Annotated in this window: 24 protein-coding genes; 8 read left to right on the top strand and 16 right to left on the bottom strand. The window is 70.6% G+C overall.

Annotated features, from left to right (window positions below; all coding sequences use genetic code 11):
• Positions 1-2: 2 nt before the first annotated feature.
• Entirely contained in the window at positions 3-1,073 is a 1,071-nt protein-coding gene (gene add, locus JNB50_RS11005) for an adenosine deaminase (RefSeq protein WP_208040181.1), read from the bottom strand.
• A 79-nt stretch (positions 1,074-1,152) separates the two neighbouring features.
• The gene (locus tag JNB50_RS11000; protein ID WP_208040180.1) at positions 1,153-1,731 is read right to left on the bottom strand and encodes a flavin reductase family protein; all 579 of its coding nucleotides are present in this window, start codon (positions 1,729-1,731) and stop codon (positions 1,153-1,155) included.
• Positions 1,732-1,857: 126 nt separating this feature from the next.
• Between JNB50_RS11000 and JNB50_RS10995 the strand changes: the two genes are divergently transcribed.
• Positions 1,858-3,201 carry a M20/M25/M40 family metallo-hydrolase gene (locus tag JNB50_RS10995; protein WP_208040179.1) on the top strand — a complete coding sequence of 448 codons (1,344 nt, stop codon included), beginning with the start codon at positions 1,858-1,860 and terminating at the stop codon, positions 3,199-3,201.
• Positions 3,202-3,213: 12 nt separating this feature from the next.
• Here JNB50_RS10995 and JNB50_RS10990 read toward each other — a convergent pair whose 3' ends face one another.
• Positions 3,214-3,561 carry a rhodanese-like domain-containing protein gene (locus JNB50_RS10990; RefSeq protein ID WP_208040178.1) on the bottom strand — a complete coding sequence of 116 codons (348 nt, stop codon included), beginning with the start codon at positions 3,559-3,561 and terminating at the stop codon, positions 3,214-3,216.
• Between the two features lie 156 nt (positions 3,562-3,717).
• Between JNB50_RS10990 and JNB50_RS10985 the strand changes: the two genes are divergently transcribed.
• From JNB50_RS10985 to JNB50_RS10965, 5 genes are read left to right on the top strand one after another with little or no spacing between them, the layout of a single operon-like run.
• Positions 3,718-4,890, top strand: coding sequence for an LLM class flavin-dependent oxidoreductase (locus tag JNB50_RS10985; protein WP_208040177.1), 1,173 nt, complete (start codon positions 3,718-3,720; stop codon positions 4,888-4,890).
• 13 nt (positions 4,891-4,903) lie between these two features.
• Complete coding sequence (locus JNB50_RS10980; RefSeq protein ID WP_208040176.1) at positions 4,904-6,256, top strand: NtaA/DmoA family FMN-dependent monooxygenase; 1,353 nt, start codon at positions 4,904-4,906, stop codon at positions 6,254-6,256.
• Complete coding sequence (locus JNB50_RS10975) at positions 6,253-7,359, top strand: LLM class flavin-dependent oxidoreductase (protein ID WP_208040175.1); 1,107 nt, start codon at positions 6,253-6,255, stop codon at positions 7,357-7,359. Before JNB50_RS10980 ends, JNB50_RS10975 begins: the two co-directional genes overlap by 4 nt.
• Positions 7,352-8,686, top strand: coding sequence for a M20 family metallopeptidase (locus JNB50_RS10970; RefSeq protein WP_208040174.1), 1,335 nt, complete (start codon positions 7,352-7,354; stop codon positions 8,684-8,686). Before JNB50_RS10975 ends, JNB50_RS10970 begins: the two co-directional genes overlap by 8 nt.
• Positions 8,683-9,660 carry a RimK family alpha-L-glutamate ligase gene (locus JNB50_RS10965; RefSeq protein ID WP_208040173.1) on the top strand — a complete coding sequence of 326 codons (978 nt, stop codon included), beginning with the start codon at positions 8,683-8,685 and terminating at the stop codon, positions 9,658-9,660. Before JNB50_RS10970 ends, JNB50_RS10965 begins: the two co-directional genes overlap by 4 nt.
• Here the strand turns inward: JNB50_RS10965 and JNB50_RS10960 are convergent.
• From JNB50_RS10960 to JNB50_RS10900, 13 genes are all read right to left on the bottom strand, one after another.
• On the bottom strand, positions 9,645-10,694 hold the full coding sequence (locus JNB50_RS10960; protein ID WP_208040172.1) for an LLM class flavin-dependent oxidoreductase: 1,050 nt from the start codon (positions 10,692-10,694) through the stop codon (positions 9,645-9,647). The genes JNB50_RS10965 and JNB50_RS10960 overlap by 16 nt on opposite strands.
• Entirely contained in the window at positions 10,691-11,806 is a 1,116-nt protein-coding gene (locus JNB50_RS10955; protein ID WP_208040171.1) for an LLM class flavin-dependent oxidoreductase, read from the bottom strand. Before JNB50_RS10955 ends, JNB50_RS10960 begins: the two co-directional genes overlap by 4 nt.
• Positions 11,807-11,816: 10 nt before the next feature.
• Positions 11,817-13,454: an ABC transporter substrate-binding protein gene (locus tag JNB50_RS10950; RefSeq protein ID WP_208040170.1), complete on the bottom strand. Its 1,638-nt coding sequence runs from the start codon at positions 13,452-13,454 to the stop codon at positions 11,817-11,819.
• Positions 13,451-15,082, bottom strand: a complete 1,632-nt coding sequence (locus tag JNB50_RS10945; protein ID WP_208040169.1) for an ABC transporter ATP-binding protein — start codon at positions 15,080-15,082, stop codon at positions 13,451-13,453. The genes JNB50_RS10950 and JNB50_RS10945 overlap by 4 nt, the downstream gene beginning before the upstream one ends.
• Positions 15,079-15,987, bottom strand: a complete 909-nt coding sequence (locus JNB50_RS10940) for an ABC transporter permease (protein WP_208040168.1) — start codon at positions 15,985-15,987, stop codon at positions 15,079-15,081. The genes JNB50_RS10945 and JNB50_RS10940 overlap by 4 nt, the downstream gene beginning before the upstream one ends.
• The gene (locus JNB50_RS10935; RefSeq protein ID WP_208040167.1) at positions 15,984-16,952 is read right to left on the bottom strand and encodes an ABC transporter permease; all 969 of its coding nucleotides are present in this window, start codon (positions 16,950-16,952) and stop codon (positions 15,984-15,986) included. The genes JNB50_RS10940 and JNB50_RS10935 overlap by 4 nt, the downstream gene beginning before the upstream one ends.
• A 330-nt stretch (positions 16,953-17,282) precedes the next feature.
• Positions 17,283-18,644, bottom strand: coding sequence for an NtaA/DmoA family FMN-dependent monooxygenase (locus JNB50_RS10930; protein ID WP_208040166.1), 1,362 nt, complete (start codon positions 18,642-18,644; stop codon positions 17,283-17,285).
• Entirely contained in the window at positions 18,641-19,732 is a 1,092-nt protein-coding gene (locus JNB50_RS10925; protein WP_208040165.1) for an LLM class flavin-dependent oxidoreductase, read from the bottom strand. The genes JNB50_RS10930 and JNB50_RS10925 overlap by 4 nt, the downstream gene beginning before the upstream one ends.
• Positions 19,729-20,550, bottom strand: a complete 822-nt coding sequence (locus JNB50_RS10920) for a DUF1684 domain-containing protein (protein WP_208040164.1) — start codon at positions 20,548-20,550, stop codon at positions 19,729-19,731. The genes JNB50_RS10925 and JNB50_RS10920 overlap by 4 nt, the downstream gene beginning before the upstream one ends.
• 10 nt (positions 20,551-20,560) lie before the next feature.
• Positions 20,561-21,580, bottom strand: a complete 1,020-nt coding sequence (locus tag JNB50_RS10915; protein WP_208040163.1) for a transporter substrate-binding domain-containing protein — start codon at positions 21,578-21,580, stop codon at positions 20,561-20,563.
• A 36-nt stretch (positions 21,581-21,616) separates the two neighbouring features.
• Positions 21,617-22,375: an amino acid ABC transporter ATP-binding protein gene (locus JNB50_RS10910; RefSeq protein WP_208040162.1), complete on the bottom strand. Its 759-nt coding sequence runs from the start codon at positions 22,373-22,375 to the stop codon at positions 21,617-21,619.
• Positions 22,372-23,355, bottom strand: a complete 984-nt coding sequence (locus tag JNB50_RS10905) for an amino acid ABC transporter permease (protein WP_208040161.1) — start codon at positions 23,353-23,355, stop codon at positions 22,372-22,374. Before JNB50_RS10905 ends, JNB50_RS10910 begins: the two co-directional genes overlap by 4 nt.
• The gene (locus tag JNB50_RS10900) at positions 23,352-23,864 is read right to left on the bottom strand and encodes a GNAT family N-acetyltransferase (RefSeq protein ID WP_208040160.1); all 513 of its coding nucleotides are present in this window, start codon (positions 23,862-23,864) and stop codon (positions 23,352-23,354) included. Before JNB50_RS10900 ends, JNB50_RS10905 begins: the two co-directional genes overlap by 4 nt.
• Positions 23,865-24,017: 153 nt before the next feature.
• Here JNB50_RS10900 and JNB50_RS10895 point away from each other — a divergent pair, with 153 nt between their 5' ends.
• Positions 24,018-25,955, top strand: a complete 1,938-nt coding sequence (locus JNB50_RS10895; RefSeq protein WP_208040159.1) for an FAD/NAD(P)-binding domain-containing protein — start codon at positions 24,018-24,020, stop codon at positions 25,953-25,955.
• Complete coding sequence (locus tag JNB50_RS10890; RefSeq protein ID WP_208040158.1) at positions 25,952-26,386, top strand: SRPBCC domain-containing protein; 435 nt, start codon at positions 25,952-25,954, stop codon at positions 26,384-26,386. Before JNB50_RS10895 ends, JNB50_RS10890 begins: the two co-directional genes overlap by 4 nt.
• The last annotated feature ends 12 nt before the right edge of the window (positions 26,387-26,398 follow it).

The raw sequence follows: 26,398 nt of genomic DNA, 5'->3' as shown, positions 1-26,398 counted from the left end.
ATCTAGCGGCTCGTCGCGGGCGACGGCAGCGCGGCCTCCAGTGCCCGTTTGGTCGCGTCGTCGGCGAAGGACGCCGCGATGGAGGCGCGGGCGAAACCGATCAGGTCGTCCTCGGTCAGCCCGAACGTCTCGGCGCAGACCGCCCAGTCGGCCTCCAGGGTCGTGCCGAGCGGAGCGGGGTCGTCGGTGTTGATCGTCACGTTCACGCCGGCGTCCCGCAGCGCGACGAGGGGGTGGTCGCGCCAGTCGTCGTACAGGCCGAGCACCACATTCGACCGCGGGCACACGCCCAGCGGGATCTGCGTGTCGGCCAGGTACCGGAGCAGTTCGGGGTCCTCCGCCGCGCGCACGCCGTGGTCGATCCGCTCGGCGTGCAGCAGCCGGATGGCGTCCCAAACCCCTTCAGGACCGCTGGACTCGCCAGCGTGCACCGTGCGACGGAACCCGGCGTCCTTCGCCGCCGTGAACGCCTCGGCGAACCGCTCGCTCACCCGCCCGGCCGAGCGCTCGTCGCCGTCGATCGAGAGCGCGACGACACGCCGCGGTCGCGCAGCCGCCAGCCACTCGACGACCTCCCGCGCCTCCGCCGCGCTCTGCTGGCGGAGCAGCGAATAGCAGAGCCGCACCTCGGCGAGTCCGTCCTGCTCGGCCTCGTCGAGACCGGCCGCGAGCGCGTCGAAGAGCGCGGGGATACGGTCGGACCAGGCCGTCCAGTGGGTGGGGTTGATGATGGCGTCGGTGTAGCCGATGCCCGAAGCGGTCTGGCGCGCCGCGAAGGTGTACGCGTGGCGGGCGGCCTGCTCGGGGGTCCGGATCAGTCCGCACTCCCAGTCGAGGAACCGCAGGAAGTCGGCGAGGTCTCCGGTGCCGTCGCTGGCGTCGTGCGTGGTCACGTCGAAGAGCGTGGCAGCGGGACCGGGCAGCGGTTCGCCCGCCGCCTTCGCCAGGTCGAGCAGATCGATCAGCTCGAAGTTGCCCTCGAGATGCACATGGGTCTCCGCCTTCGGCAACCGCCGGATCCACGTCTCGTCGATGCGGTGGCCGGTCGACAGGGCGGTGGAGGGGGTGGGCATCGGTGGCGGGTCCTTTCGAAGACGGCCCGCTGACTCTAATCGTCCGTCACGCTTGTTGACAAGTTTCGGGAGGTCGGTGTCAGGCCTCGAGGCGAGACGCCTCGCCGAGCCGGTGCCAGGTGCGGTTGTGGTAGACCAGAGGGGCCGCCTCCGCCTCCGGCACCTGCGCCTGCAGGGCGTGGACGGCGACGATCGTGGACTTGCCCGCACTCATCGTGTCAACGACGCGCCCGCGGATCCAGGAGTGCGCCGCCGGGAAGTAGGGTTCGCCGGTGATCAGCCGGGTCCAGATGCTCGTATCGGCGAACCGGTCCACTCCACTGGTCGCGCACAGCTGCGCGAGGTCGAGCTGCTCGTCGGCCAGCAGGTGCACCACCACGTGCTCGGCCTTCAGGATGGTCGGCGCGCTGGAGGAGTGCGCCGAGATCGAGAACACCAGCAGCGGCGGCTCGGCGCTGACCGAGAACACGCTCGTCGCGGTGAGTCCGACCGGTCCCTCGCCCGCGTCGGCCGTGATGACCGCGACGCCGGCCGCGTGATTGCGGAAGGCGAGCTTGAACTCGTCCGGGGTGAGCCCCACCGGGAAACGGTGCGCCGCAGGACCGTCGCCGGGGCGTCCACCGTGGAGCTCCTGCTGCTCCGGATGCGTGTCGATCATCGCGTCTCCTCCTCGTGTTCGGTGAGCCAATGGTGCGCCACCAGCGCACGCCGGACCTCGTCGGGTTACGCATCCTTACGTCATCGACGCTTCCGCGACGAACGAAGACCCACCAGCATGGACGGCATGACCCGCGATGCTCTGCCCGCCGAATCCGAGGCCGCGTTCTCGACGCTCGAAGACGAAGCCCTGCGGTTCGCCCGCGAGCTCATCCGGATCCCGAGCGTTAACACCGGCGCCCCGGAATCGATCGGCGACGGGGAGGCCCAGGCCGCGCGCTACCTTCAGTCGCTGCTGGAGGAGGCCGGGTACGAGACCGAGTACGCCGAATCGGTTCCCGGCCGCGGCAACCTCCTCGCCCGGCTACGCGGCCGCGATTCCGACCGAGGCGGCCTGCTCGTCCACGCACACCTCGACGTCGTTCCCGCCTCGGCCTCCGACTGGACGCACCCGCCCTTCGCCGGCGAGGTTCACGACGACGTCCTCTACGGCCGCGGGGCGCTGGACATGAAGGGGTACGCCGGCGTGCTCGTCGCCATCGCGCGGCACTTCGCCCGCTCCCGCACGCGTCCCGGTCGCGATCTGGTCTTCGCATTCTTCGCCGACGAGGAGGGCGGAGGTGTGTTCGGCGTGCGCTGGCTCCTCGAGAACCGGCCGGGGTGGTTCCATGGCGTCACTGAGGCGATCAGCGAAGTAGGCGGGTTCTCGGTGCCGCTCGGTGAGCATCGCGCCTATCTGGTCGCCACCGCGGAGAAGGGCATCGGTCGGCTGGTGCTGACGGCGCGAGGCACCGCGGGCCACGGTTCGCGGCCGACCGCGGACAATGCTGTGACGCGGATCGCCCGGGCGGTCGACGCGATCGGATCGCACACCTTCCCGATCGTGCCGACACGCGCCGTGGAGGCGTTCGCCGCGCGCGCATCGGAGCTGCTCGGCGAGCACATCGACATCCCGACGATCGACGCCCACCCGGAGCGGCTCGGGACCGCCGGGCCGCTGGTCGCAGCGGCTCTGCGCAACACGGTGTCGCCCACGATCATCCAGGGCGGGTACAAGTCCAACGTGATCCCGGGCGAAGCCCGCGCCGAATTCGACGTGCGGGTCCTGCCCGGGCAGGAGGGCACGCTGCGGCGCGAGGTGGAGGCGCTCATCGGGCCCGGCATCACCGCAGAGTGGGACCGCTGGATTCATCCCATCGAGTCTCCGTCGTCCGGATCCCTGCTCGACACGATGGCGGAGGCGATCCGGGCGGAGGACGAGGACGGCGTCGTCGTGCCCTACCTGATGCCGGCGAGCACCGACAACAAGCACCTGGCCGCCGCCGGCATCGCCGGCTACGGGTTCACGCCGCTGCGCACGGCCGACGACTTCGACGCGTTCGGGCACTTCCATGCCGTCGACGAACGCGTCGAAGTCGACGCCCTGCGGTTCTGCGCGCGCGTCACCGAGCGCATCCTCCGCGACGCCTGAGATCGCCCTGCGTCAACCGGCGGCCGGCTCCGCGGGCTCGCCGACCGGGAGGCCGCTGTCCTTCCAGGCCGGGAACCCGCCATCGACGTGCGCCACGTCGACGAAACCGTTGCCGACGAGCCAGTCGGCCACGGGGCCGGAACCGTTGACGGAGCCGCAGACCACGACGACGGGCTGATCCCTGGACACGCCGGCAAAGGTCTCCTCGAGTCGGTCGCGGTCGACGATGTCGGCACCGGGCAGCGCGCCGGCAGCGGAGCGGCCCTTCTCGCTGCGGACGTCGATGAGGCGGGCGCCCCCTTCGACGCGCACGGCGGCGTCGGTGGCGGAGATGAGCGCTGGTTCGAGTTTTTCGGTCATGCGACGAATCCACCGGGTGCCGCGTCGCCGCGCAAGTCCCGGTTACGCCCCATTGCGGACTTGACGCTTCGTGACGGCCGCCCTTCACCGGCACGGAGGCCTCTGCGAACCTGACCGGCACGAGACGAGAACCACACGTGTGGAGAGGAAGTGACGATGAGCGACGACCTGATCTTCGCGATCGCGCTCGACGGGGCGGGCTGGCATCCCGCTGCCTGGCGCGACGCGGGAATCGAGCAGCCGACGGTGTTCCGGGCGCAGTACTGGGTCGATCAGGTGCGGCGGGCGGAGGCGGCCGGCGCCGACTTCGTGACGTTCGAGGATGCGCTCAGCGTCCAATCTCCCGAGCGTCCCGGGCGGCTGCACGGTCGCCTGGATGCCGTGCAGGTGGCGAACTTCGTCGCTCGCCGGACGGAACGGATCGGACTGGTGCCGACGACCAGCGTGCTTGAGACGGAGCCGTTCCACGCGTCCACTCAACTCGCAACGCTGGACTACACGAGCGAGGGCCGCGCGGGCTGGAAGGTCCAGGCGACCCGGCCAGGTGAGAACGCGAACTTCGGCAGACGCGAGGCGATCGCGTTCGGGCCGGAGCTCCTGTCCACCCCCGAAGGTCTGGACGAGCTCGCCCGCGCCTTCGACGAAGCTGCCGAGTTCGTCACCGTCGTGCGGAGGCTCTGGGACAGCTGGGAGGACGATGCCGTCATCCGCGATGCGGCGACGGGACGCTACCTCGATCGCGACAAACTCCACCACGTCCGCTTCGACGGCAGCGCGTTCAGCATCTCGGGGCCGTCGATCACGCCGCGGCCGCCTCAGGGCCAGCCGCTGGTCACGGCGCTCGCTCACGCCGAGATCCCGTACCGGCTGGCCGCACGCGCCGCGGACGTCGTCTTCGTCACCCCGATCGGGGACGCGGACGCGGCACGCATCGTCAGCGCGGTGCGTACGATCGAGGCCGTCGACCGGACAGAAATCGAGCCGCTGCGGATCGTCGCCGACCTCGTCGTCGCGCTGGGACCCTCCGCGGCGGCCGCGCGCAGCCGGCTGGACGCCTGGGACGCCCTCGACGGCGAGGAGTTCCGGAGCGACGCCGCGACGGTCGCCGGCCCCGCGGCGGAGCTGGCCGATCGGATCGAGTCGCTGCGCGCCGACGGCATCGAGGGAGTCCGACTGCGCCCCGCGTCCGTGCACGTGGACCTGCCCGCGATCGCCGAGGAGCTCGTCCCCGAGCTCCGTCGTCGCGGACTCCTGCCCTCCGCCCCCGCGGCCGGCAGCCTCCGGGACCGGCTCGGTCTTGCCCGCCCCGTCAACCGTTACGCCGCCTGAAAGCAGGATGATCATGCCACTGCCGACGAAACGCCGACTCCACCTCGCCGCCGGCGTGCCCGGCGTCAACCACTGGACGATCTGGGGCGCCCCCGGCGCGGGGAGCCAGATCGACTTCTCCACCTTCGAGCACGTCGCGCGCACGGCCGAGCGCGGCTTCTTCGACTACTTCTTCCTCGCGGAGGGACTCCGGGTGCGCGAGCACAAGGCGCGCCTGCACGAACTCGATGTCGCGGGCCGGCCGGACAACTTCTCCGTGCTCGCAGCCGCCGCAGCCGTGACCGAGCACATCGGACTGGTCGGAACGGCGAGCGCGACCTTCAACGAGCCTTATGACCTCGCACGCCGGATCGCCTCCCTCGACCACCTCTCGGGCGGACGGGCGGGCTGGAACATCGTCACCTCTTCCGATGCCTTCACCGGGGCGAACTTCCGTCGCGGAGGCTACCTCGCCTATCCCGACCGCTATCGGCGCGCAGCCGAGTTCGTCGAACTCTCGCGCGCGCTCTGGGACAGCTGGGACGGCGACGCACCCCAGCACTATCGATTCGACGGTGAGTTTTTCGATACCGAGGGTTGGTTCCCGGTCGCACCCGGGCCACAGGGTCACCCCGTGCTGGTCCAGGCGGGCGATTCGGGCGACGGCCGCGATTTCGCCGTCGGCACCGCCGACGTCGTCTTCAGTCGTCATGGCGAACCGGAGGCCGGGCGCACGTTCCGCAGCGATATCCGTGCGCGGGCGCTGGCGGCAGGCAGGGACCCGGACGGCATCCTCGTCATCCCGGCCGTGAGCGTCGTCCTCGGAGACACACCGGCCGATGCGGAGGAGCGGGCTCGGGAGACCCAGTTCGCCCAGGTCACGCCGCAGACCGCGATCCACCTGCTCGAACAGGTGTGGGGCTCCGACCTGTCGGGACACGACCCCGAGGGCCCCGTGCCGACGCCTCCTGAATCGCTCGGCGAGCAACTCACCCAGGGGCAAGCCCGACGGGTCGACGACCCGCTCGCCGCAGCGCGGGCCTGGCATGCCGAGGCCGTGGAGCGGGAGTGGAGCATCCGGGAGCTCGTGGTGGCCAAAACGACCCGGCACGAGTTCGTCGGCACCCCGTCGCAGATCGCCGAGCGTCTCGACGACGCGGTGCAGACCGGTGCCGCGGACGGGTACGTGCTCTCAGGGTCGGTCGTGCCGCACGGGATCGACGAGTTCGTCGACCGTGTCGTGCCCCTGCTGCAGGAGCGCGGAGTGCTCCGCACCGCGTACGAACACCCGACGCTGCGCGAGAACCTCGGTCTCGGCGACCAGCCCTGGGTGCGGGGCAGCGCGCACCACCGCGCACCAGGAGAGCAGACGGAGCTGGCGTCATGAGCCGGATCCCGCTCGGCATCCTCGATCTGGTCCCGGTCTCGAGCGGCGGCACTCCGGCTCGCGCCGTGTCGGCGAGCCTCGACCTCGTGCGCCGCGCTGAAGCCGCCGGGTACCACCGCTACTGGTTCGCCGAGCACCACTTCAATCCGGGAGTCATCGGCTCGTCGCCTGCGGTACTCATCGCGCTGGCCGGCTCGGTCACCGAACGGATCCGGCTCGGCTCGGCCGCCGTGCAGCTGAGCCCCCGGCACACCGAGGCGACCGTCGCCGAGGAGTTCGCCCTGCTCGCCACGGCCTTCCCCGGGCGGATCGACCTGGGCGTCGGCCGCTCCGGGCTGGCGGGCGGCGGTCCGAGCGGACCGATCCATGCGCCGGAGACCGTGACGCCGGAGGGACTGCTGATCCCTGAGCCGTTCTCGTTCCAGCAGGTCTTCGATGCACCGAAGTTCAAGACCCTGGCCCGGCTGCTCGTCCGCGGCGAAGGCGGAGCCGACTTCGCGGACCAAGTCGAGACGATCGTCGCGCTCCTCGCCGACGGCGTCGGATCGGGAGAGGAACGCGTGGGGCTCGGCACGACGCCGGCCGGTGCTGTACCGGAACTGCGGCTGTTCGGCAGTGGCACGCTCACGGCACGACTCGCGGGCCGGCTCGGGCTCCCGTTCGCCGCCAATTACCACAGCGCCCCGTCCGGCGTGCTCGTGTCGGTCGACGAGTACCGGCGCAGTTTCACACCGTCCGAACGCCTCGAGCAACCCCACGTGATCGTGTCGGCCGACGTCGTCGCAGCGCCCACGACCGCCCGCGCGCACGAGCTCGCGGCGGGTTATCCCGCGTGGGTGCGCAGCATCCGCAGCGGGCTCGGAGCCATCCCCTACCCGTCGCCGGCCGAAGCAGCGGCGCTGGACTGGACCGACGCCGAGCGCCGTCTGGTCGACGACCGGGTGCGCACGCAGTTCGTGGGAACGCCTGCCGAGGTGGTCGCCCGCCTGACGACGCTCCAGCGCGCGACGGGCGCCGATGAACTCGTGCTGACGACCATCACCCACGATCCCGAGGACCGAGCCTCGAGCTTCGAGGCGATCGCGCAGGAGTGGAGTGACTGACCTGCGCGACCTCTCGCGGCCGACCGAACCGAGCAGCACCTACCTGGATGCGCTGCGCGACCGGACGGCCGAACGTGCCGCACGTGCCGAGCCGCTGACCTCGCCCCACCGGGGCGCGCCGGCAGAGCTCGCCGCCGCGGTGGCGACGGCGGTCCGGGAACGGTCACGGACGATCGCCGCCCTGTCGCGGCGGATCTTCGCAACTCCCGAGGAAGCATTCCAGGAGCACCGCTCGGCCGCCGCCGTCGTCGAGGCGATCCGCTCCGAGGGGCGGGAGGGGCGGCTCGGCGTCTTCGGCCAGCCGACCGCGGTCCACGCCGAAGCGGGGCGTCACGACGGACCTGCGATCGCCGTGCTCGCGGAATACGACGCCCTCCCGGTGATCGGCCACGGGTGCGGTCACAACATCATCGCGGCGAGCGCGGTCGGCGCCTTCCTCGCGGTCGCCTCGGTCGCCGACCGGCTCGATGGCCGGGTGGTCCTGCTGGGCACTCCGGCCGAGGAGGGCAACAGCGGCAAGGAGCTGCTGGCCAGGGCCGGTGCGTTCGACGGCCTGGACGCGGCGATCATGGCGCATCCGTTCGGCTACGACGTCGCCGATCACCCGTTCATCGGCCGGCGGATCCTCCGGGTTCACTACACCGGCGTCGCGGCTCACGCCTCGGCCACACCGTTCATGGGCCGGAACGCATTGGACGCCGCGAACCTGCACTACCAGGCGGTCGCCCAGCTGCGGCAGCACCTGCCGCCCGGCGACCGCGTCCACGGCATCGTGATCCACGGCGGCGACCGCCCGAGCATCGTCCCCGCCGGCGCGACGCTCGAGTACTACCTCCGCTCGCGCGAAGCAGCCACGCTGCGGGAGCTGAGCACACGACTGCGCGAGATCTCGGACGGGGTCGCTCTCGCGACGGGCACCGGGGTCCGACTGGAGTGGGATCCCCAGCCGTCCACGCTGCCGACCCGGTTCAACCGCCCCCTCACCGAACGCTGGGCCGTGCACCAGCAGCAGGTCGGACGACGCGTGCTCACCCGGGATGTCGTCCCGAGCGAGCTCGCTGCCTCGACCGACTTCGGCAATGTCAGCGTCCGCATCCCCGGCATCCATCCGGTCATCGCGGTGAGCCCTCCCGATGTCGCTCTGCACACGGAGGAATTCGCTCGGTACGCCGCATCAGAGGCCGGGGACCGGGCGGCCGTCGACGCCGCGCACGGCCTGGCGCTGACGGCGCTCGACTTCCTGACCGACCCGGAGCTCCGCGCTGCGGCCGCCGCAGACTTCGCCGCCGCGGGCGGCCCCATCGATGTGGAAGGGTACTTCTCATGACCACCGCGCCCGCCGTCTACGCGCTGCACGAGAACCCGGACTGGTTCGGACCGTTCCGGGAAGCCTTCGAAGCCGAAGGCGTCCCGCTGGTCGAGTGGCTGCTCGTCGACGGCGTGCTCGACCTCGACGTCGCGCCGCCGGAGGGGGTGTTCTGGTCGCGGATCAGCGCCTCCTCGCATACCCGTGGGCACACCCGGTCGAAGGACTACGCCCGCAGCGTGCTCTCGTGGCTGGAGTCGCACGGACGCCGGACAGTCAACGGGCGCAGCGTGATCGAGCTGGAGATGAGCAAGGTCGCCCAGCTGACCGCGCTCCGCGCTGCGGGGATCGACACGCCACGCACCGTCGCGGTGATCGGCACGCACAACCTCCCCTCGGCCGCACAGGACTTCGCCGTCCCGTTCGTGATCAAGCACAACCAGGGCGGCAAGGGCATCAGCGTGCGCCGGTTCGACTCGGCCGACGAACTCGCCACGGCCGTCGCGGCGGGCGAGCTGGACGAGCCGGAGGACGGCATCACCCTGCTCCAGGAGCTCCTGGTCGCCGCCGAACCGACCATCACCCGCGTGGAGATCGTCGACCATGAGCTCGTCTACGCGGTCTCCGCCGACACGGCCCGCGGCGGGTATCAGCTATGCCCGGCCGACGCCTGCGCGATCGACCCTGAGACCGGGGCGCTCCTCACCCCGCCCGGGGCGACCATCGCGCCGGAGCCCGGTCAGCAGCTGTTCCGGCTGCGCGAGAACTTCGACCATCCCCTGGTCGCGCAGTACGTCGACTTCACCCGTCGGCACGGCATCGAGGTCGCCGGAATCGAGTTCATCGAGACGGCCGACGGGCGTGCGGTCACCTACGACGTGAACACCAACACGAACTACAACGCCGGCGTGGAGGCCGTGGCCCCCGCCTCCGGTCCGCGAGCGATCGCGCGGTTCCTCGGGCAGGAGCTCTCGGCGCTCTACGCGACGGTCTGAGACTCCGTCGCCTCGGCGCGTCCGCTGCCGGACACGTAGCCGAACCGTGGAGCGATGAGCTCGATGGTGTCGTGCAGCACCTGCTCGTAATCCGCTTCCTCGAATTCGTACGGCAGCTCCAGGCGCAGCTCGGACACGTCCGCGAACGCGGCATCCTCCGCCAGCCGTTCGGCGATCTCGTCCGCAGACCCGACCACGTCGGGAGCGAACAGGGTCCGCCGGGGACCGTGTGCGACCCCCAACCGCGCATCACGCTCGCGCACGTACTCCCGATACTTCTTCCGTGTCGTCCGATCGGCGTTGTCGGTGGGAAGGAGCACGCGTCCGAACGCCACCCGCAGGTCATCGGGCCGCGTGGTCAGCGACCGGTGCAGGGCGATCAGCGCGCGCTGGGCCTCCACGAAGTCGTCGGTGCCCTCGCCCGAGATGACGTTGCCGGTCAGCAGGTGCAGTCCGTGCGTCGCCGCCCAGCGGATGGACGCCTTGCTGCCGCCCCCGTACCAGACGCGACGGTCGAGCCCGGGGCTGTGCGGCTGCAGCCGGGGGCGCTGCACGTTGCCCGGCGAGTGGATGACGGTGTCCTCGTCGCCGATGAACTCGCCGGAAAGGTCGGCCAGCAACCGCTCGATGCGGCCGTACGAGAGGTCGTACTCACGCCAGTCCCCGTCGAACACCCGGTCGCCGATGAGCTCCGCGTGCGGCGGAGTACCGGCGCTCAGCCCGATCGCGACCCGGCCTCCCGAGAGCACGTCGGCGGTGGCGAGGTCTTCGCCGAGCCGGAACGGGCTCTCGTAGCCGATGGGGATGACGGCGGTGCCGAGCTCGATCGTCGAGGTCCGTTGGGTCGCGGCGCCGAGGAAGACCGCGGCCGACGAGATGCCGTGCTCGAGATGGCGCTGTCGCACCCAGGCTCCGTCGTAGCCCAGGCGCTCGCCCACCTCGATCAGCCGCAGGGTGTTCTCCAGTCCCTCCGCCGGGCGGTCGTCGGGGTAGTTGCCCGGCGTGAGGAAGTGCAGGCGGGTGAGCCGGGTCATGCGGGCACCGCCTCGGCGACGGCCCTCGTCTCGGCATCGGACACGGGCCATTCCGGGTCGCCGATGATGGCGTCCGCCGCCGGGCGCACGTCCGATCGGAAGAGTTCCAGGCTGTCCACCCAGGCCGTGCGCTTCAGCTGGCCGGGATGGCCGCCGATGGAGATCGTGGTGTGCCCGAACGCCTCGTGATACCGGGCGAGCTTGTCGAGCACTTCCTGCGGGCTCCCGATCAGGGCGGACGAACGCGCGACATAGTCGTCGTAGTCCGCGTAGTCGGTGCGGGTGCCGGGAAGGGAATGGTCGGCCTTCGACACCGCAGCGACGAATGCCTCGTACGCGGGCCGGTACTCCTCTCTGGCCTGCTGGGAGGTGCGGGCCACGTGCAGGACGTGGCCCGCACCGACGGTAGCGTCAGCCGGGTCCCGCCCGGTCTCGGCCCACACCTCGCGGTAGCGGCGGACCAGCGCGGCGTACTGCTCGATGGGGTTCATCGCGTTCGCGGAGAAGATCGGATCGCCGCCCCGCGCAGCGAGCTCCACCGACGCCGGCGAGGTCGCCGACCCGTGCCAGATCCGGATGCGCGACTGCAGCGGCCTGGGCTGCACGTCCGCTCCACGCAGCGGCGAGTGTCGGATGCCGGGAGCGTCGATGGGCGGGTCCCAGTCGACCGAGCGCGACGACCACAGCCGACGCAGCAGCGAGTAGTTCTCGCGCAGCGTCTCCCAGGCCTCGGTGCGCTCGATGCCGAAGAGCTCGGCCTGCTCCGGGCCGTTGCCCTTGCCGATGATCAGTTCGAGTCTTCCGCCCGAGAGGTGGTCGATCGTGGCGTAGTCCTCCGCCACCCGCACGGGGTCCAGCACCGAGAGAAGGGTCACGCCGGTGAACAGCCGGATGCGCGAGGTGACAGCCGCCAGATGACCGAGCAGCACCGTAGGCGAGCTGGAGAGGAACGGCGCGTGATGCCGCTCGCCGACGGCGAACCCGTCGAAGCCCAGCTCCTCGAACAGGCGGGCGTTCGCCACCACCTCGGCCAGCCGCTCCCGCGGGGAGGGGGCAGCACGCCCCACTCCCCCGGCCGCGTTGGCGATCAGGTCGAGTCCGATGACCTTCATGCAGCCACTCCTACTTCGTCTTGTACGCGTCGACGAGGGATCCGAGCCGCGAGTCCGCACCGAGCACGATTCCATGTACGTTCTGCGCTGTGCCCAGGATGGTGGTCAGCTCGACGACCGGGATGTAGTAGGCCAGGTCGATGATGCGCTCGCCGGCCTTCTGGGCGATGGTGTTGCGCTTGTCCTGGTCCGGTGTGGCGAGCTGGTCCAGCAGCAGCTGGTTCAGCTCGGGGTCCGTGTAGCCCTTCGGTGTGTTCGACGGGAGGGTGCTCAGGAACTGGGTGCGCAGCACGTCCCCGTCGGCACGGGACAGGTTGCCGTACGCGAGGTCGAACGCGCCGGCGCTCGACTGTGCGAGGTACTGCGGAACCGTGCCCGTCCACACGGTCACCTCGATGCCCAGCTGCTTCAGCTGTTGCTGGATGAGCTCGACGATGGACTGGTTCGGGTTGAAGTTGGCGATGTAGCCGAGTTTGAGGCTGAGGCGCTTGCCGTCCTTCTCGCGGATACCGTCGGCGCCCTTTTTCCAGCCGTCGTCGTCGAGCAGTTTCGCCGACGCCTTGGGGTCTCTGGTGAGCTGCTTGCTCAGGTCGACCCAGCCAGGGGTGTTGGCGGCGAGGACGCTCGTCGCCACCTTGAAGTCGGAGGTCAGGGCCGACTGCTGGATCGCGGTGCGGTCGATCGCCGTCAGCAGCGCCGTGCGGACCTTCTCGTCGCTCAGAATCGTTCCGGGCTTGGCGTAGGTGGTCAGGCCGAACGCGATCCCGGGGTTCGGGCGGATGACGAGGCCGGTCTTGCTGGTCCTGAGCGTGGCGATGTCCTGCGGCAGAACGCCGCCGACGGCATCGAACTGCTTCGACGTCAGGCCTCCGGTTCGCACGCCCGCCTCCGGGACGATTGTGAACGTGACCGTGTCGAGGTGTGCGGCCGCTCGGTTGCTGTAGTCCTCCGGTGCCCAGCTGTAGCCGTGGCGCTTCTTCAGCACGACCGAGGTGTTCTTCGTGTAGCTCTCGAGTGTGAACGGACCGGTTCCGCTGAGGCCCTTCCCGGTGGCCCGGTCATCGAACGGGATCGCCAGCGACTTCGGCGACAGCAGCGCGAGCGCGACGGCGGAGGCCGCCTGCGGGAACGCGCCGTTCGGCTTGCTGAAGGACACGGTGGCGGTCGAGTCGTCCAGGACGGTGGTGCCCGCGTAGTTGGGGAGCGCAGTGACCGCGTTGACCGCCTTCGTGGCGTTGGCGACGATATCGTCGAAATTGGCCTTCACCACCGCGGCGGTCAGCGGTGTGCCGTCCGAGAAGGTCACACCCTTGCGCAACGTGAAGGTGAACTGCGTCGCGTCCGCGTTCGCCTTCCACGTGGTCGCGAGCCCCGGGATGATCTTGCCGGTCTTCGGGTCCTGCTCGGTGAGCGACTCGAAGAGCTGGCGCTCGATGTAGAGGGTGTCGTTGCCGCTGCCGAGGGCGGTTGGGTTGAGCGTGATCGGATCGTTGGCCAGCGCGAAGGTGAGATCGCCGCCATCGACCGGTCTCGCGGAGCCGGTGCTCGAGGCGGTGCCGGCGTGTGCGGCGCACGCGCTGAGGACGAGCGCCGCTGCTGCCGCAGTGGCGATCCCGGCGACGATGCGCCGGGTGAGGGTGGTCGTCATGCTGTTCTCCTTGGGGTGAGGGGTGTGCCGCGACCGGGGATGGCGTCCAGCAGGTCGCGGGTGTACGGGTGGGTCGGGGCGCCGAAGACGTCGTCGACGGTCCCGGTCTCGACGACGCGGCCGTCGCGGAGCACGGCGACGTCGTCGGACACCTGGCGCACGACGGCGAGGTCGTGGCTGATGAAGAGGTAGGCGACCCCGAGCTCGGCCTGCAGCGTCGCGAGCAGGTCGAGCACCTGGGCCTGCACGCGCACGTCCAGCGCCGACACGGGTTCGTCCAGCACCACCAGGTCGGGGCGGATCGCGAGGGCGCGGGCGATCGCGACCCGCTGCCGCTGGCCTCCGGAGAGCTCGGCGGGGCGGCGCTCGGCCGAATCGGAGGGCAGGCCGACCTGGTCCAGCAGCAGGCGGGCCCGGGCGTCGCGCTCGCGCCGGGTGCCGATGCGCTGGGAGTGCAGGGGCTCCGCCACCAGGTCGGCGACACGGAGCCGCGGGTTCAGCGACGCGTACGGATTCTGGTGCACGACCTGGAGGCGGCTCCTCAGCCTCCGCAGAGCGGCGCCGCGAACGGTCGTGATGTCGTCGCCGTCGAAGACGATCCGGCCGGCGGTCGGGTCGTCGAGCCGGAGGATCAATCGGGAGGTCGTGGTCTTCCCTGAGCCGGACTCGCCGACGAGGGCGAGGGTCCGGCCCCGGTGGACCGCGATGCTCACGTCGTCCACCGCACGGTCCGGACCGAAGTCCTTGACCAGCCCGGTCGCCACGAGCAGCGGCTTCGCGGCGATCTCCTCGGCCTGCTCTGGGCGTCCGGCGCGCGCACGCGTGAGGAACGTTCCGCCCGAGGTGTTCAGGCTGGGCGCGGCGGCGAGCAGCGCCCGCGTGTATGGATGCTCGGGCGAGCCGAGCACCCGGTCGGGGGTGCCCGACTCGACCAGTTCCCCGCCGGACAGCACGAGGATGCGATCGGCGCGATCGGCGGCGATTCCGAGGTCGTGCGTGATGAGCAGAGTGGAGGCCCCGACATCGGCCGTCAGGTCGTCCAGGTGATCGAGGATCCGCCGCTGGACGGTGACGTCGAGGGCGCTGGTCGGCTCGTCCGCGATCACCAGTTCGGGCCGGGCGGCCAGGGCGATGGCGATGAGCACGCGCTGGCGTTGACCTCCCGACAGTTGGTGCGGGTACTGCCGCGCCCGCTCGGCCGGCCGGTCGATCCCCGCGCGCTCCAGCGCGTCGACCGCGTGCACGTGCGCCGCGCGCCGGTCCGCCAGCCGGTGGATGCTGAGGACCTCCGCGACCTGCTGCCCGATCGTCGTGACGGGGTTCAGCGAGACGGTCGGGTCTTGCGGGACGTAGCCGATCCGTCGGCCGAGCAGTGCGCGGAACGCGCGATCGCCGAGCGAGGTGAGGTCCTCCCCCGCGAAACGGATGGTCCCGGAGACGGAGGCGTTCGCCGCGAGCAGCCGGACGACCGCCGCCGCGGTGGTGGACTTGCCGGAGCCGGACTCGCCGACCACAGCGACCCTCTCACCCGCCGCGACCTCGAACCCGATTCCCCTCACAGCCTCCATGTCGGTCCCGCCCGTGCGATAGCGGACGCGCAGGTCGGCGACTTCAAGGAGCGCGCTCATCGGACGCCCTCCGAGATGAAGGCCCGCGACAGCCGGTTTCCCGCGAGGACGGTCAGCGCGATGACGAGGCCTGGCAGCGTCGTCATCCACCATGCGGTCGCGAGGAAGTCCCGCCCGTTGGCGACCAGGGCTCCCCACTCGGGAGTCGGCGGCTGGGCGCCGTAGCCGAGGAAGCTGAGCGCCGAGATCGCCAGGATCGCGCTCGAGAAGTCGAGAGCGACCAGCGCGAGCAGAGGCGCGATCGAGTTCGGAAGCACGTGCCGCAGCAGCACTCGCGCCGGTCGGGCTCCGCCGGCGACGGCCGCCTCCACATAGACGCTGCCGCGCACCTTCAGCACCTCTGAGCGCAGAACGCGCGCGTTGGAGGCGACCGACGTGACTCCGACGGCGATCGCGACGTTGACCGTCCCGAAACCGAGTGCTACGACGAACGCCAGGGAGAGCAGAAGCCCGGGGATGGCCAGCAGCACGTCGGCGAACCGCATCAGGGTCGCGTCGAGCCAGCCGCCGCGGTAGCCGGCGACCAGCCCGATCACCGTCCCGGCGACGACACCGACGAGCACGGCGATGGCGGCGGCGCCCAGCGACAGGGCGGCACCGTGGACGACGCGCGAGAACAGGTCGCGGCCGATCGCGTCGGTGCCGAAGATGTGGGCGGCCGACGGCGGCTGCCGGATCGCGCTGGTCACCGCGAGCGGGTCGGTCGACGTGAAGAGTGCCGGCGCCACGGCCGCGAGGAGGAGAACGGCGATCCACACGGCGCTCACCACCACCCCGGGCCGGCGGCGCACCCAGGTGCCGGCGGCGGCCCAGCGCGAACGCCCGGAAGCGTGAGCGGAGGAATGACCGACCGCAGGAGGGTGGGTCGAGGCCTGCTTCAGCTCGGCGGCGATCGTCTCGGTCATGCGGGCACCGCTTTCAGGGCGGCCCGACGAGCGGGTCGCGAGGTCACGATCCGCGGGTCGAGCAGCGGGTAGAGGAGGTCGACGGTCAGATTGACGATGACGAACACGAGCGCGCCGAAGACGACCACGCCCTGAACCACGGGGATGTCCTGCGCGGCCACGGCATCCGCGGTCAGCCGGCCGACGCCGGTACGGCCGAACACCGTCTCCGTCACCACCGATCCCGCGAGCAGCTGCCCGACCAGGAGACCGGCGATCGTCAGGGCCGGGAGGGCCGCGTTGCGGAACGCGTGCGACAGCTGGACGCGCGCCGGCGATGCGCCCTTGGCCCGTGCGGTGTCCGCGTACGGCTGACGCAGCTCGCGCTCGAGGCCCTGCGCGAGCAGCTGCGCGACCAAGGCGCTCGTCGGAACGGCGAGCGTGATCGCCGGCAGGACGGCGCTCTCGAACCCGTCGTTGCCCGTCGCCGGGAAGATCGGCAGCTGGAACGAGAAGAACTGGATCAGCAGCAGCCCGAGCCAGAACGACGGGATGGCGACGCCCAGCGGCGGAAGAGACAACAGGAGGCCGCGAAGCCTGCTCGACCGCGACCGGGTCGCCGCGACGGCGATCCCGGTGCCCGCGATCAGAGCGAACACGATGCCGAGGCCGGCGATCTCCAGCGTGGCCGGGAGGCTCTCGGCGATCAGCGCGGACACCGGACGCCCGGAGACGAACGACCGGCCGAAGTCGCCGGAGAGCGCGTGCTGGGCCGCCGTAGCGAGACGGACCGGCACGGGCTGGTCGAGGCCCCACTCCGCCCGGATCGCTGCCAGCTGTTGAGCGCTCAGGTCGCTCGACTGGCCTCCGGTGATGCTGGCCAGAGCGTCGCCGGGGAGGGCCCACAGCACCAGATAGCTCACCACGTAGGCGACCACGAGCACGAACGCGGCCTGGCCGAGCCTTCGGAGGATGTACCTGCTCACGTCCGGCACCCCTTATCTCTCGTTGCGGACATCTCATTCGGCCAGTGATCGCACGCTCGGCCCAGCGGGGATGACGGACTATGTCGGGGGTTACGGATCGTTGCGGGAGCAGTGGATTTCGTCCTGCGTCGGCGCTATTCCGCGGGTGCGCGCTCCTCCCGACGGCGCGCGGGTCTTCCGTTACGGACCTTGACGCCGACGGTGGAGGCAGAGGTTCGGCGACGCGTACGGTGCGGCCCATGGACGCGATCGACAGGAGTCAGGACGTCACGCTCTCCCGTCCGGCAGCGCCGATACATCATGCGATGTGGGGCCAGGAAGGCCGAACCGTCAGGCCGTCCGGCGTGAGACCGCCACGGAGTCGACCGGACGCAGCCCGAGATTCTCGCGCAGCGTGTCGCCCTCGTAGCCGGTCGGGTAGATCCCGCGTTCCTGCAGCTCCGGGACCAGCCGGTCGACGATGTCGTCCAGGCCGGACGGCACCAGCCAGGGTGTGATGTTGAAGCCGTCGACCACCCCGGCGTCGGCGTAGCGCTGCAGTGTCGCCGCCACCGACGACGGGCTGCCGACGAAGCCGCGGCCCGAGTTGAGGCGGATGACCAGCTCCCGGATGGAGAGGTTCTCCGCCTCCGCACGCTCGCGCCAGGCGTCAGCCGTGGTCTTGGCCTGCGCCGCGCGGAAGCCGGCGCCGCGGGTCTCACCCGTGACGTCCTGCACCGGGTCGATTTCGGGCAGCGGGCCCTCCGGGTCGTAGGCGCTGAGGTCGGTGCCCCAGATGTTCTCGATGAAGGCGATCGCGGTCTGCGGGGTGACCTGCTTGCGGCGCACCCACCGGGCCTTCTCCTCCGCCTCCGCGTCGGTGTCGGCGAGGATGAACTCCTGCCCGGGGAAGATCTTCACGTCGTCGGCAGGGCGGCCGGCCTTCAGCGTGCGCTGGCGGATGTCCGCGGCGAAACTCTGGGCGTCGTCGAAGGCGCTGTGCGCCGAGAAGATGACGTCGGCCTGCCGGGCCGCGAAGTCGCGGCCTTCGGCCGAGTCGCCGGCCTGGAACAGCACCGGGCGCCCTTGCGGGCTCTGCGGGAGTCGGCTGAGACCACGCGCTCGGTAGTGCCCGGTCTCCACGTCCACTGTCTTCGACGATGTCCCCGTGCTCCACGCGTCCGCGTCCGCCGAGTCGGCGATGTCGGCGTTCCAGGCGGCCCAGAGCTGCTTGGCGGCGATCACGACGGCCTCCGCGTGTCGGTAGCGGTCGGCGTGGTCGAGGTAGCCGCCGCGACGGAAGTTCTCACCCGTCCACGCGTTGTCCGTCGTCACCACGTTCCACGCAGCACGTCCTCCCGAGAGCAGGTCGAGGCTGGCGAACCGGTGCGCGAGGTCCAGCGGGTCGTTGTAGGTCGTGTTCTGCGTGGCCACCAGCCCGATGCGGGAGGTGACGGCCGCGAGCGCCGCCAGCTGCGTCTGGGCGTCGGGGCGTCCCGCCACGTCGAGCTGGTGGAGGCGGCCGAGGTGCTCGCGCAGCCGCAGTCCCTCGCCGAGGAAGAATGCGGAGAACAGCCCGCGCTCGGCGGTCTGGGCGAGGCGGCGGAAGCTCTCGAAGTCGATCTGGGAGCCGCTCTCCGGCTCGGTCCAGACGGTCGAGAAGTTGACGCCCTGGAAGAAGACGCCGAAGCGGAGGACGGTCGGTGCGGTCATGCGGACTCCTGGTAGCGGTTGACGGCGTCGGGCAGCCCCAGCGTCGCGCGGAGGGTGTCGCCGGGACGCGGTATCGCGAGCGGGACGCGGTCGCGGATCCGTGGCGCGACGGCGAACGCGAACTCGGCGAGGTCGATGTCAAGCACGGCCGGGTGGAGGCGGATGCCGTCGACGACGGACGCGAGGGGGACGAGCAGGTCGATGAGCCCGTCCGCGGTTCCGATGTAGCGCGCGCGGCGTGTGGGCCACGGCGCGCGCGCGTCGAGTGCCTTCACCCGGTCGTGTGCCGGGACGCCGGCGGCATCGAGCGCGAACTCGAGGTCGAGGATCGCGAGGACGCCGGCCGACCGCAGTCCTTCCGCGGTGTGGGTCGCACGCGCGAGCAGCTCCTCCGCCCTCCCCCGGCGCACGTCGAAGAGTGCCGCGTCCAGCTCGGCGGTCCCGGCCAGGGCTGCGGGCCCGAAGACCGGCAGGGCACCCTGGGGAGGTCTCGGCACGATCGACGGCCCCACGATGGAGTAGTCGTCGCCGGTGAAGCGGATGTGGTGCAGACGGTTCCGATCGAGGTACCGGCCGGTCGCCACGTCGCGGATCACCGCGTCGTCCTCCCACGAGTCCCAGAGCCGACGTGCCACTTCCACCGCATCCTGCGGTCGTCCCGGCTGCCCGTCGCGCCCGTAGAGCGCCGCCGTCTCGGCGTCGTCCGCGGCGGTCGCGACCCAGCCGGCACGTCCCCGTGACGCGAAGTCGAGCGAGGCGAGCTGCGTGGCGACGTGGAACGGTTCGGTGTAGACCGTGCCCGCCTCCGGGACCAATCCGATCGCGCTGGTCAGCGGCGCGACGAACGCCGCCCGCTGGATCGCGTCCAACCGGGCGGAGATGCCGTCGGGATCCGTCGGGGGCACCGCCGAATCGGCGAAGGTCGCGAAGGCGAACCCGGCACGCTCGGCCTCATGCGCGCGCTCGGCGTGCAGCCGGCCGCCGAGGAGCTCGGCCGGACTGTGCGAGGACGCCCGCCAGGCAGCCGGGTGGGCTCCGTCGCCGTCGAGCTCGACGCCGAGGACGAGCGGCCGCTCCCGCCGGCTCACCGAGCGCTCCGCTCGTGCGGGATCTTCTCCCCGGCCTCCACCGGGAACGGCAGGCGGTTGCGGGCGGGCGGCAGCGGGCAGGTCGCGAAGTCCGTGTACGCGCACGGGAGGTTGACCGCCCGGTTGAAGTCGATGACGACCGACCCGTCGGCGCTGGGTGCGGCGACGGCCAGCGAGCGATTGGCCGGATAGGTGGTGACACCGCTGGTCTGGTCGGTGAAGAGGATGAAGAGGGATCCCGGTGTGTGCCCGTTGAAGGCGGTCAGTCGGTGAACGCCGCCGTCGCGCGAGAACGCCACCTCGCCGGGAGCGGCGTAGACGTGCTGGAGGCCTTCAGCGACCGATCCGACCGTCACCTCGACCGGCTGGTCGAACGGGACGAAGCGGCCCTCGACCGCCCAGGCACGATCCGGAGCGTAGGTCGGGGTCCCGCGGTACCCGGAGCGGGTGGGATGACCGGGATGCCGCGGCCGAAGCAGGTCGGAACCGCCGCGTTTCGCGATCTCGATCACCACGTCGCCGGATGCGGCGACGCGGCCACCGCGCTCCGGGATGACGCCGAAGGCGACACGGCCGGTGACCGTGTCGCCGTCGACGAGCAGTGTCTCGCCATCGCCGAGCTCGACGACCGGTCCCTCGGCCGAGCTCCACCAGCGTCCGGGGATGCCGTCGTAGGCGGTCGGCTCGGCGGTCAGCCAGTGCAGTGCGGTGATGGCGAGGAAGCCGTGCGCCGAAGCACGGTCGGCTTCATGGGCCTGATGCCAGGCGCTCCACGCCGAATCGAATGCGGTTGTCGTGGTCTCTGCTGCGATGGTCATTCTCGTCACCTCACTGGTTGCTGATCGGAAGCCCTGGCGGGTTGATCTCGGACTTCGGCAGGCCCTCGTTGGTGAGGTTGTACGCCTTCAGCCACTTCGCGTACTGACCGTGCTCGATCAAGTAGTCGATGGCGTCGGCGATCGGCTTGTCGAGGCCGCTGCCCTTCTTGACGGTCGCGGCGATCAGCCCCTGGAGGCTCTCCCCCGCGCCCGAGAAGGTGCCGGCGGTTCGCGTGGGGTTGGCCGACGACGCACTCTGGGTGTTCTGGTACGCGGCGGTGGGGTTCGGCCCGAAGTTCGCGTCGATCTTGCCCGAGTTCAGCGCGAGGTAGGTGGAGTTGGCGTCGGGGTAGTACTTGACGGTCAGGGTCTTGCCCTCGGCCTCCAGCTTCGACTTCCACTCGAGCAGGATCTTCTCCTGGTTGGTGCCCGAGCCGACCGCGATCGTCTTGCCGGCCAGGTTTTCGTAGTCCCCGTCGAACTCCCACGTGTTCTTCTTCAGCACGGTGAAGGCGAGCTCGTCCTTGCGGTAGGAGGCGAAGTCGTACTTCTCCTTGCGCTGCTCGGTGTCGGTGATGTTCGAGAAGCCGACATCGGTGGCGCCGGTGTCGATGCCGACGAAGAGGTTGTCCCAGGTCGCGTTCTTGACCTCGGGCTTCAGGCCGAGCACCGCGGCGACGAGGCGACCGAGGTCGGGCTCCGAGCCCGTGAGCGTCTTCTGATCGTCACCGGTGAAGGCGAGAGGCGGGAAGCCGGCGGGAAGGGCGCCGACGCCGATCACGAGCTTGCCGCTGGACTTCACGCTCGCCGGCAGCTCGTCCGCGATCGACGAGACCGTGTCGACCTGGATCGTGGTCTCGGTGCCGGCTCCGTTGGCGTGAGCGGCGACGGTGACGCCGCCCTTCGAGGTTCCGTCGTTCTCGGCAGACGCCTGTCCGGAGCAGGCCGCGAGAGAGACGACGAGGGCGGCCGACGCGAGGACGGCCCCGGCGACGCCGAGGCGTCTGGGCGGGGTGAATCGTGGGGACATGATCTTCTCCTTGGTGAGGGATAGCGTGTGGTGCGTTCAGAGCACGCGGCTCAGGAACTCTCTGGTGCGCGGTTCGCGCGGATTGTCGAGCACGTCGGCCGGGCGGCCCTGCTCGACGACGACCCCGTCGTCGAGAAAGACCACACGGTCGGCGACTTCGCGGGCGAAGCCGATCTCGTGCGTGACGACCACGAGCGTCACGCCCTTGCCCGCGAGGGAGCGGATGACCGCCAGCACCTCACCGACCAGCTCGGGGTCGAGGGCCGAGGTCGGCTCGTCGAACAGCAGGACCTCCGGCTCCAACGCGAGAGCGCGGGCGATGGCGACGCGCTGCTGCTGGCCTCCCGAGAGCTGCCGAGGATACGCCGACGCCTTCTCGGACAGGCCGACCCGCTCCAGCAGCACGCGTGCCTGCTCCCGGGCGGTCGCGGGGGCTGTGCCCAACGCGATCGGAGCCTCCGACACGTTCTCGAGGATCGTCAGGTGCGGGAACAGGTTGAAGTTCTGGAAGACGAACCCGATGCGCGCTCGCTGGCGCAGGATCTCCCGCTCGCTGAGCTCTTTCAGCCGGCCACGCTGTACGCGGACGCCGATCAGCTCGTCACCGACGACGACGTAGCCCTCGTCGAGCGGTTCGAGATGATTGATGGCGCGCAGCAGGGTGGATTTGCCCGAGCCGGACGGGCCGAGGATGACAGTGACGGTACCGGCCTCGATCGTCAGGTCGACCCCCCGGAGCACCGGCCGGCCGCCGAACGACTTGGTCGCGTTCGCGATCTCGATCCCGGCGCTCACACTGCACCGTCCAGGCGGTTGTTCGCCCAGCCGCGCAGCCGCTGGAGGGGAGTCGGCGGCAGCGTCCGCACCGCGCCGCGCGCGTAGAAGCGCTCGACGTAGTACTGGATCACCGAGACGACGCTGGTGAGCACGAGGTACCAGATGGTGGCGACCACCAGCAGCGGGATGATGTCGGTCGGGTAGGTGCTTCCGAGGTTCTGGACGACGCCGAACAGGTCGAGCAGCGACACGTAGAACAACAGGGAGCTCGCCTTCAGCAGGCCGATGATCTGGTTCACATACGCCGGGACGATCGAACGCAACGCCTGGGGCAGTACGATCCGGCGGAACTGGCGTCCGCGCGGCAGCCCGAGCGACTTCGCCGCCTCGTGCTGGCCCTGGTCGACCGAGAGGATGCCAGCCCGCACGATCTCGGAGCTGTACGCGATCTCGCTCAGGCTCAGTCCGATGACGCCGAGGGTGAGGTCGGACAGCACCGACACCGTCTTCACCTCGACCTGCGGTCCGAAGGGGATGCCGATCCCGATCGTCGGGTACAGGTTGCCGAGGTTGTAGAGGAATATCAGCACGAGAATCAACGGCACGGAGCGGAACAGCCACACGTAGAGCCAGCTCACCGAGCTGAGCACGGGGTTCGCCGACAGCCGGCCGAGCGCCACCACGATGCCACCCACGAACGAGACGACCGCGGAGATGGCGGTCGCGGCCAGGGTCAGCTGGAGTCCGGTGAGGATCGCCGGGCTGAACAGCCACTTGCCCACCTTCGCCCACTCCCAGGACGGGTTCGTGAACAGTGTCTGCCCGAAGTTGAGCAGGAGCACGAGAACCAGGACCGCCGCGATCCACCGGCCCGGGTGGCGCAGCGGCAGCACAGGGCGCTCGGCGAGGCGGCGCAGGTCGATGCCCTCCGGGAGCGGGCTGGTGGCTGCCGGAGCAGCGACAGCACCCGCCTCGACGACGGGGGTCGCCGCGCTCATCGCTCGCCTCCGACGGACTTCTGGAAGGGGTGGATTCCCACCTCTTCCGCGGGGAGCGACGAGTCGAAGAGCGGGCTGTAGCCGGTGGCGAGGTACAGCGCCTTCGCCTCCGGCTGTCGGGGACCGGTCGTCAGGTACACCCGCGTGTACCCCTGCCGGACGGCTTCGGCTTCGAGCTCCTCGACGACCCGGCGAGCCAGGCCCTGACGGCGGTGGGCGGAGCTCGTCCAGATGCGCTTGAGCTCCGCGGTCTCCGGATCGAGGCGCTTGAACGCCCCGCCGGCGATGGGCACGCCGTCGCGCAGCAGCAGGAGGAACGCGCCTCCGTGCGAAGCGGAGAAGAGTTCCGCCGGGTAGCGGTTCAGCTCGGTGGAGGCGCGCTCCCCGAAGAAGTCGCCGTAGCGGGTGTCGTATTCGATCTCCAGCTCCGTCAGCAGTGGACGGGCCAACTCGTCTGTCGCGTGGACATAGCGGAACTCGTCAGCGTCGACGTTCGTGACAGTCACCATGCCTCCTTTTCGCAGGGTGTGGGCGGATGTTGCGGATGACCGTACGGCGCATTCCGCGGCGTCCGGCAATCCCGGTTACGGATTGCGTCGGGCGCCGAAACAGTGCGTCACGGTCGTTTGCCGCGGGGTCGCCGGCGGGGGCAAGGTGACCCGATGCTCCCCCGTTCCGACCCTCCACGGCACGCCACCGTCGTCGTCATCGGCGCCGGCCCGCGCGCCATCGGCTGGCTCGAACGCTTCGCTGCGGCACGCTTCGCTGCGGCCGAACGTCCGCGGGTCGTGGTGGAGTTGATCGATCCGTTCCCGGCGGGCCCCGGCCGGATCTGGCGCCGTGCGCAGTCCCCGCTCCTCAAACTGAACTCGATGGTCGAAGACGTCACGATGTTCACCGACGACTCGTGCGCGGTCGAAGGACCCGTGCGGCCGGGGCCCTCGCTGCTGGAGTGGGTCGAAGCGGTTCGAGACGGCCGGATCCCGGACGTGGAGGTGGACCCGTACGTCGCCGACGAGCTCGCCCGACTGCGCCGCGGCGACTTCCCGACACGTCGGCTCCACTCCTACTACCTGGACTGGTTCCTCCGCCGGGCCATCGCAGATATCGACGACCGCGCCGTCGTCGTCCGCCGCACCGACACGGTTGTCGCCGTCGAGTCGGCCGACGACCATGAGCTCGTCCGGCTCGCCGGCGGCGACGAGCTCACCGCCGATGCCGTCGTCTACGCGATCGGCCACACGGGAAGCGAGCCGAATGGGGAGCCCGCCGACCTCATCCGGTTCGCCCGACGGCACGGCCTGCGCTACCAGCCTCCCGCGTTCACCGCGGACGCGGACCTCTCGGCGTTCGGGCCGCGTGACGTCGTCGCCGTCCGCGGGATGGGGCTCGCCGCCATCGATCTGATCGTCCTGCTCACCGAGGGCAGGGGCGGGCGCTTCGTGCGCGCGGGCGACGCGCTCGAGTATCGCCCGAGCGGGCGCGAGCCGAAGCTCCTCCTGGGGTCACGACGCGGTGTCCCGTACCGCTCGAAGATCTCCTCGACGCTCGCCGGCGAGGCACCGTCGCTGCGCTACCTCACCCCGGAGGTCGTGGCGCGGCTCACACGCCACCCGGACTCGCTCGACTTCCAGCGGGACGTGTGGCCGCTCGTCGAACGCGAGATGCTGCACGGCTACTACCGCGAACTGTTCACCGGCCACCCCGAACGCACCAGTCGTGCCTGGACCGACTTCAGGAGCGATCTCGACGACATCGACCCGCACTCGGATGCGTTCCGGTCGCTGCTGGACGATTCGATTCCCGATCCCGGCGACCATCTGATCCTCGATCTCTTCGATCGGCCGCTGACAGGGGCACGCTTTGCCGATCGTGACGGACTGCAGCGATGGGTCCGGGTTCACCTCGACGACGACCTCCGCCGACGAACGGCGCCCGAGCACAGCGCCACCCTCGGCCTCTTCACCGCCCTGCTGCTGACGATGTTCGCGCTCGCGCCCGTCAGCGCCTCCCCCGCGTGGACGGAGGAGTCGCGGATCCGCGACCTCCACGGCTGGTGGCCGGCCTACTTCAGCTACGTCGCCTCCGGGCCGCCCGGGCATCGCATCGCCGAACTGATCGCGCTCTCCGAGGCCGGTGTCGTCGAGTTCGCCGGCGCGGATGTCCGCGTTCAGGCGGACGAAGGGCAGGGTCGCTTCGTCGTCTCCAGCCCGTCAGTCGACGGCCACATCGCCGTGGACGCGCTCATCGACGCCTGGCTCCCGCCGGCGCACGCCGACCGGACCGACAACAGCGCTCTGCGTGACCTCGCCGTCTCGCGCGCCGGCTCCTTCCGCCACGGGATGCTGCGCGTCGACCCCTCAGACTCACGGGTCCTCGACGCAACCGGCCGGCCGCACCCGCGGCGCTGGGCCATCGGTCCGTTCACGGACGCGCCGTTCGCGGGAGCGTTCTCACGGCCGAACACCAATGCGCTCTCGTTCCGCGAGAACGATCGCGTGGCACAGGCCGTGATGCAGCGGATCGACCGCGCTGCCGGCGGTCCCAGCGAGCGTTCCGCCGTTGCGCGGACGCTCGCGCTCGAGGGGGAGGCACGATGACATTCGACGAGTATCTGCTCGAAGTGCGCGCCGGGATCGATCTCGACCGGCCGCCCCGCATCGCGTTCGATGCCGTCGTGGAACCATACCTGCTCTCCCAGTGGTTCGCCGATCGCGCCAAGGTCGCCGCCCGCCGGGGCGGCGGCTACGAGATCACACGCACCGGCGAGAACGCGACCGGCCGCATCCTCGACCTCGTCCCAGCCCGCCGAGTGCTGATCTCCTGGGACCCCGTTCAGCCGTCACACATCGTCGTTCCCGGCTCGGAGCTGGAGTTCTTCGTCGAGCCGACCTCGACCGGGTCCCGGGTCCAGGCCGTGTGGTGGAAGATCCCGACCGCGCAGACGGAGCCTTTGGCCGTCGACCTGACCCGACGGTTCGAGCGACTACGCGCAGCCGTGCACCGGCTCCCTCGACCGCCCGCCGTTTGAGGAGCACCATGC

Origin of the sequence: Leifsonia sp. TF02-11 (genome assembly GCF_017565305.1) — a bacterium.
In the GTDB taxonomy this organism is placed as follows: Bacteria; Actinomycetota; Actinomycetes; order Actinomycetales; family Microbacteriaceae; genus Leifsonia.
Note: the sequence above shows the minus strand (reverse complement) of the source record. Positions and strands in the feature narration are given on the sequence as shown.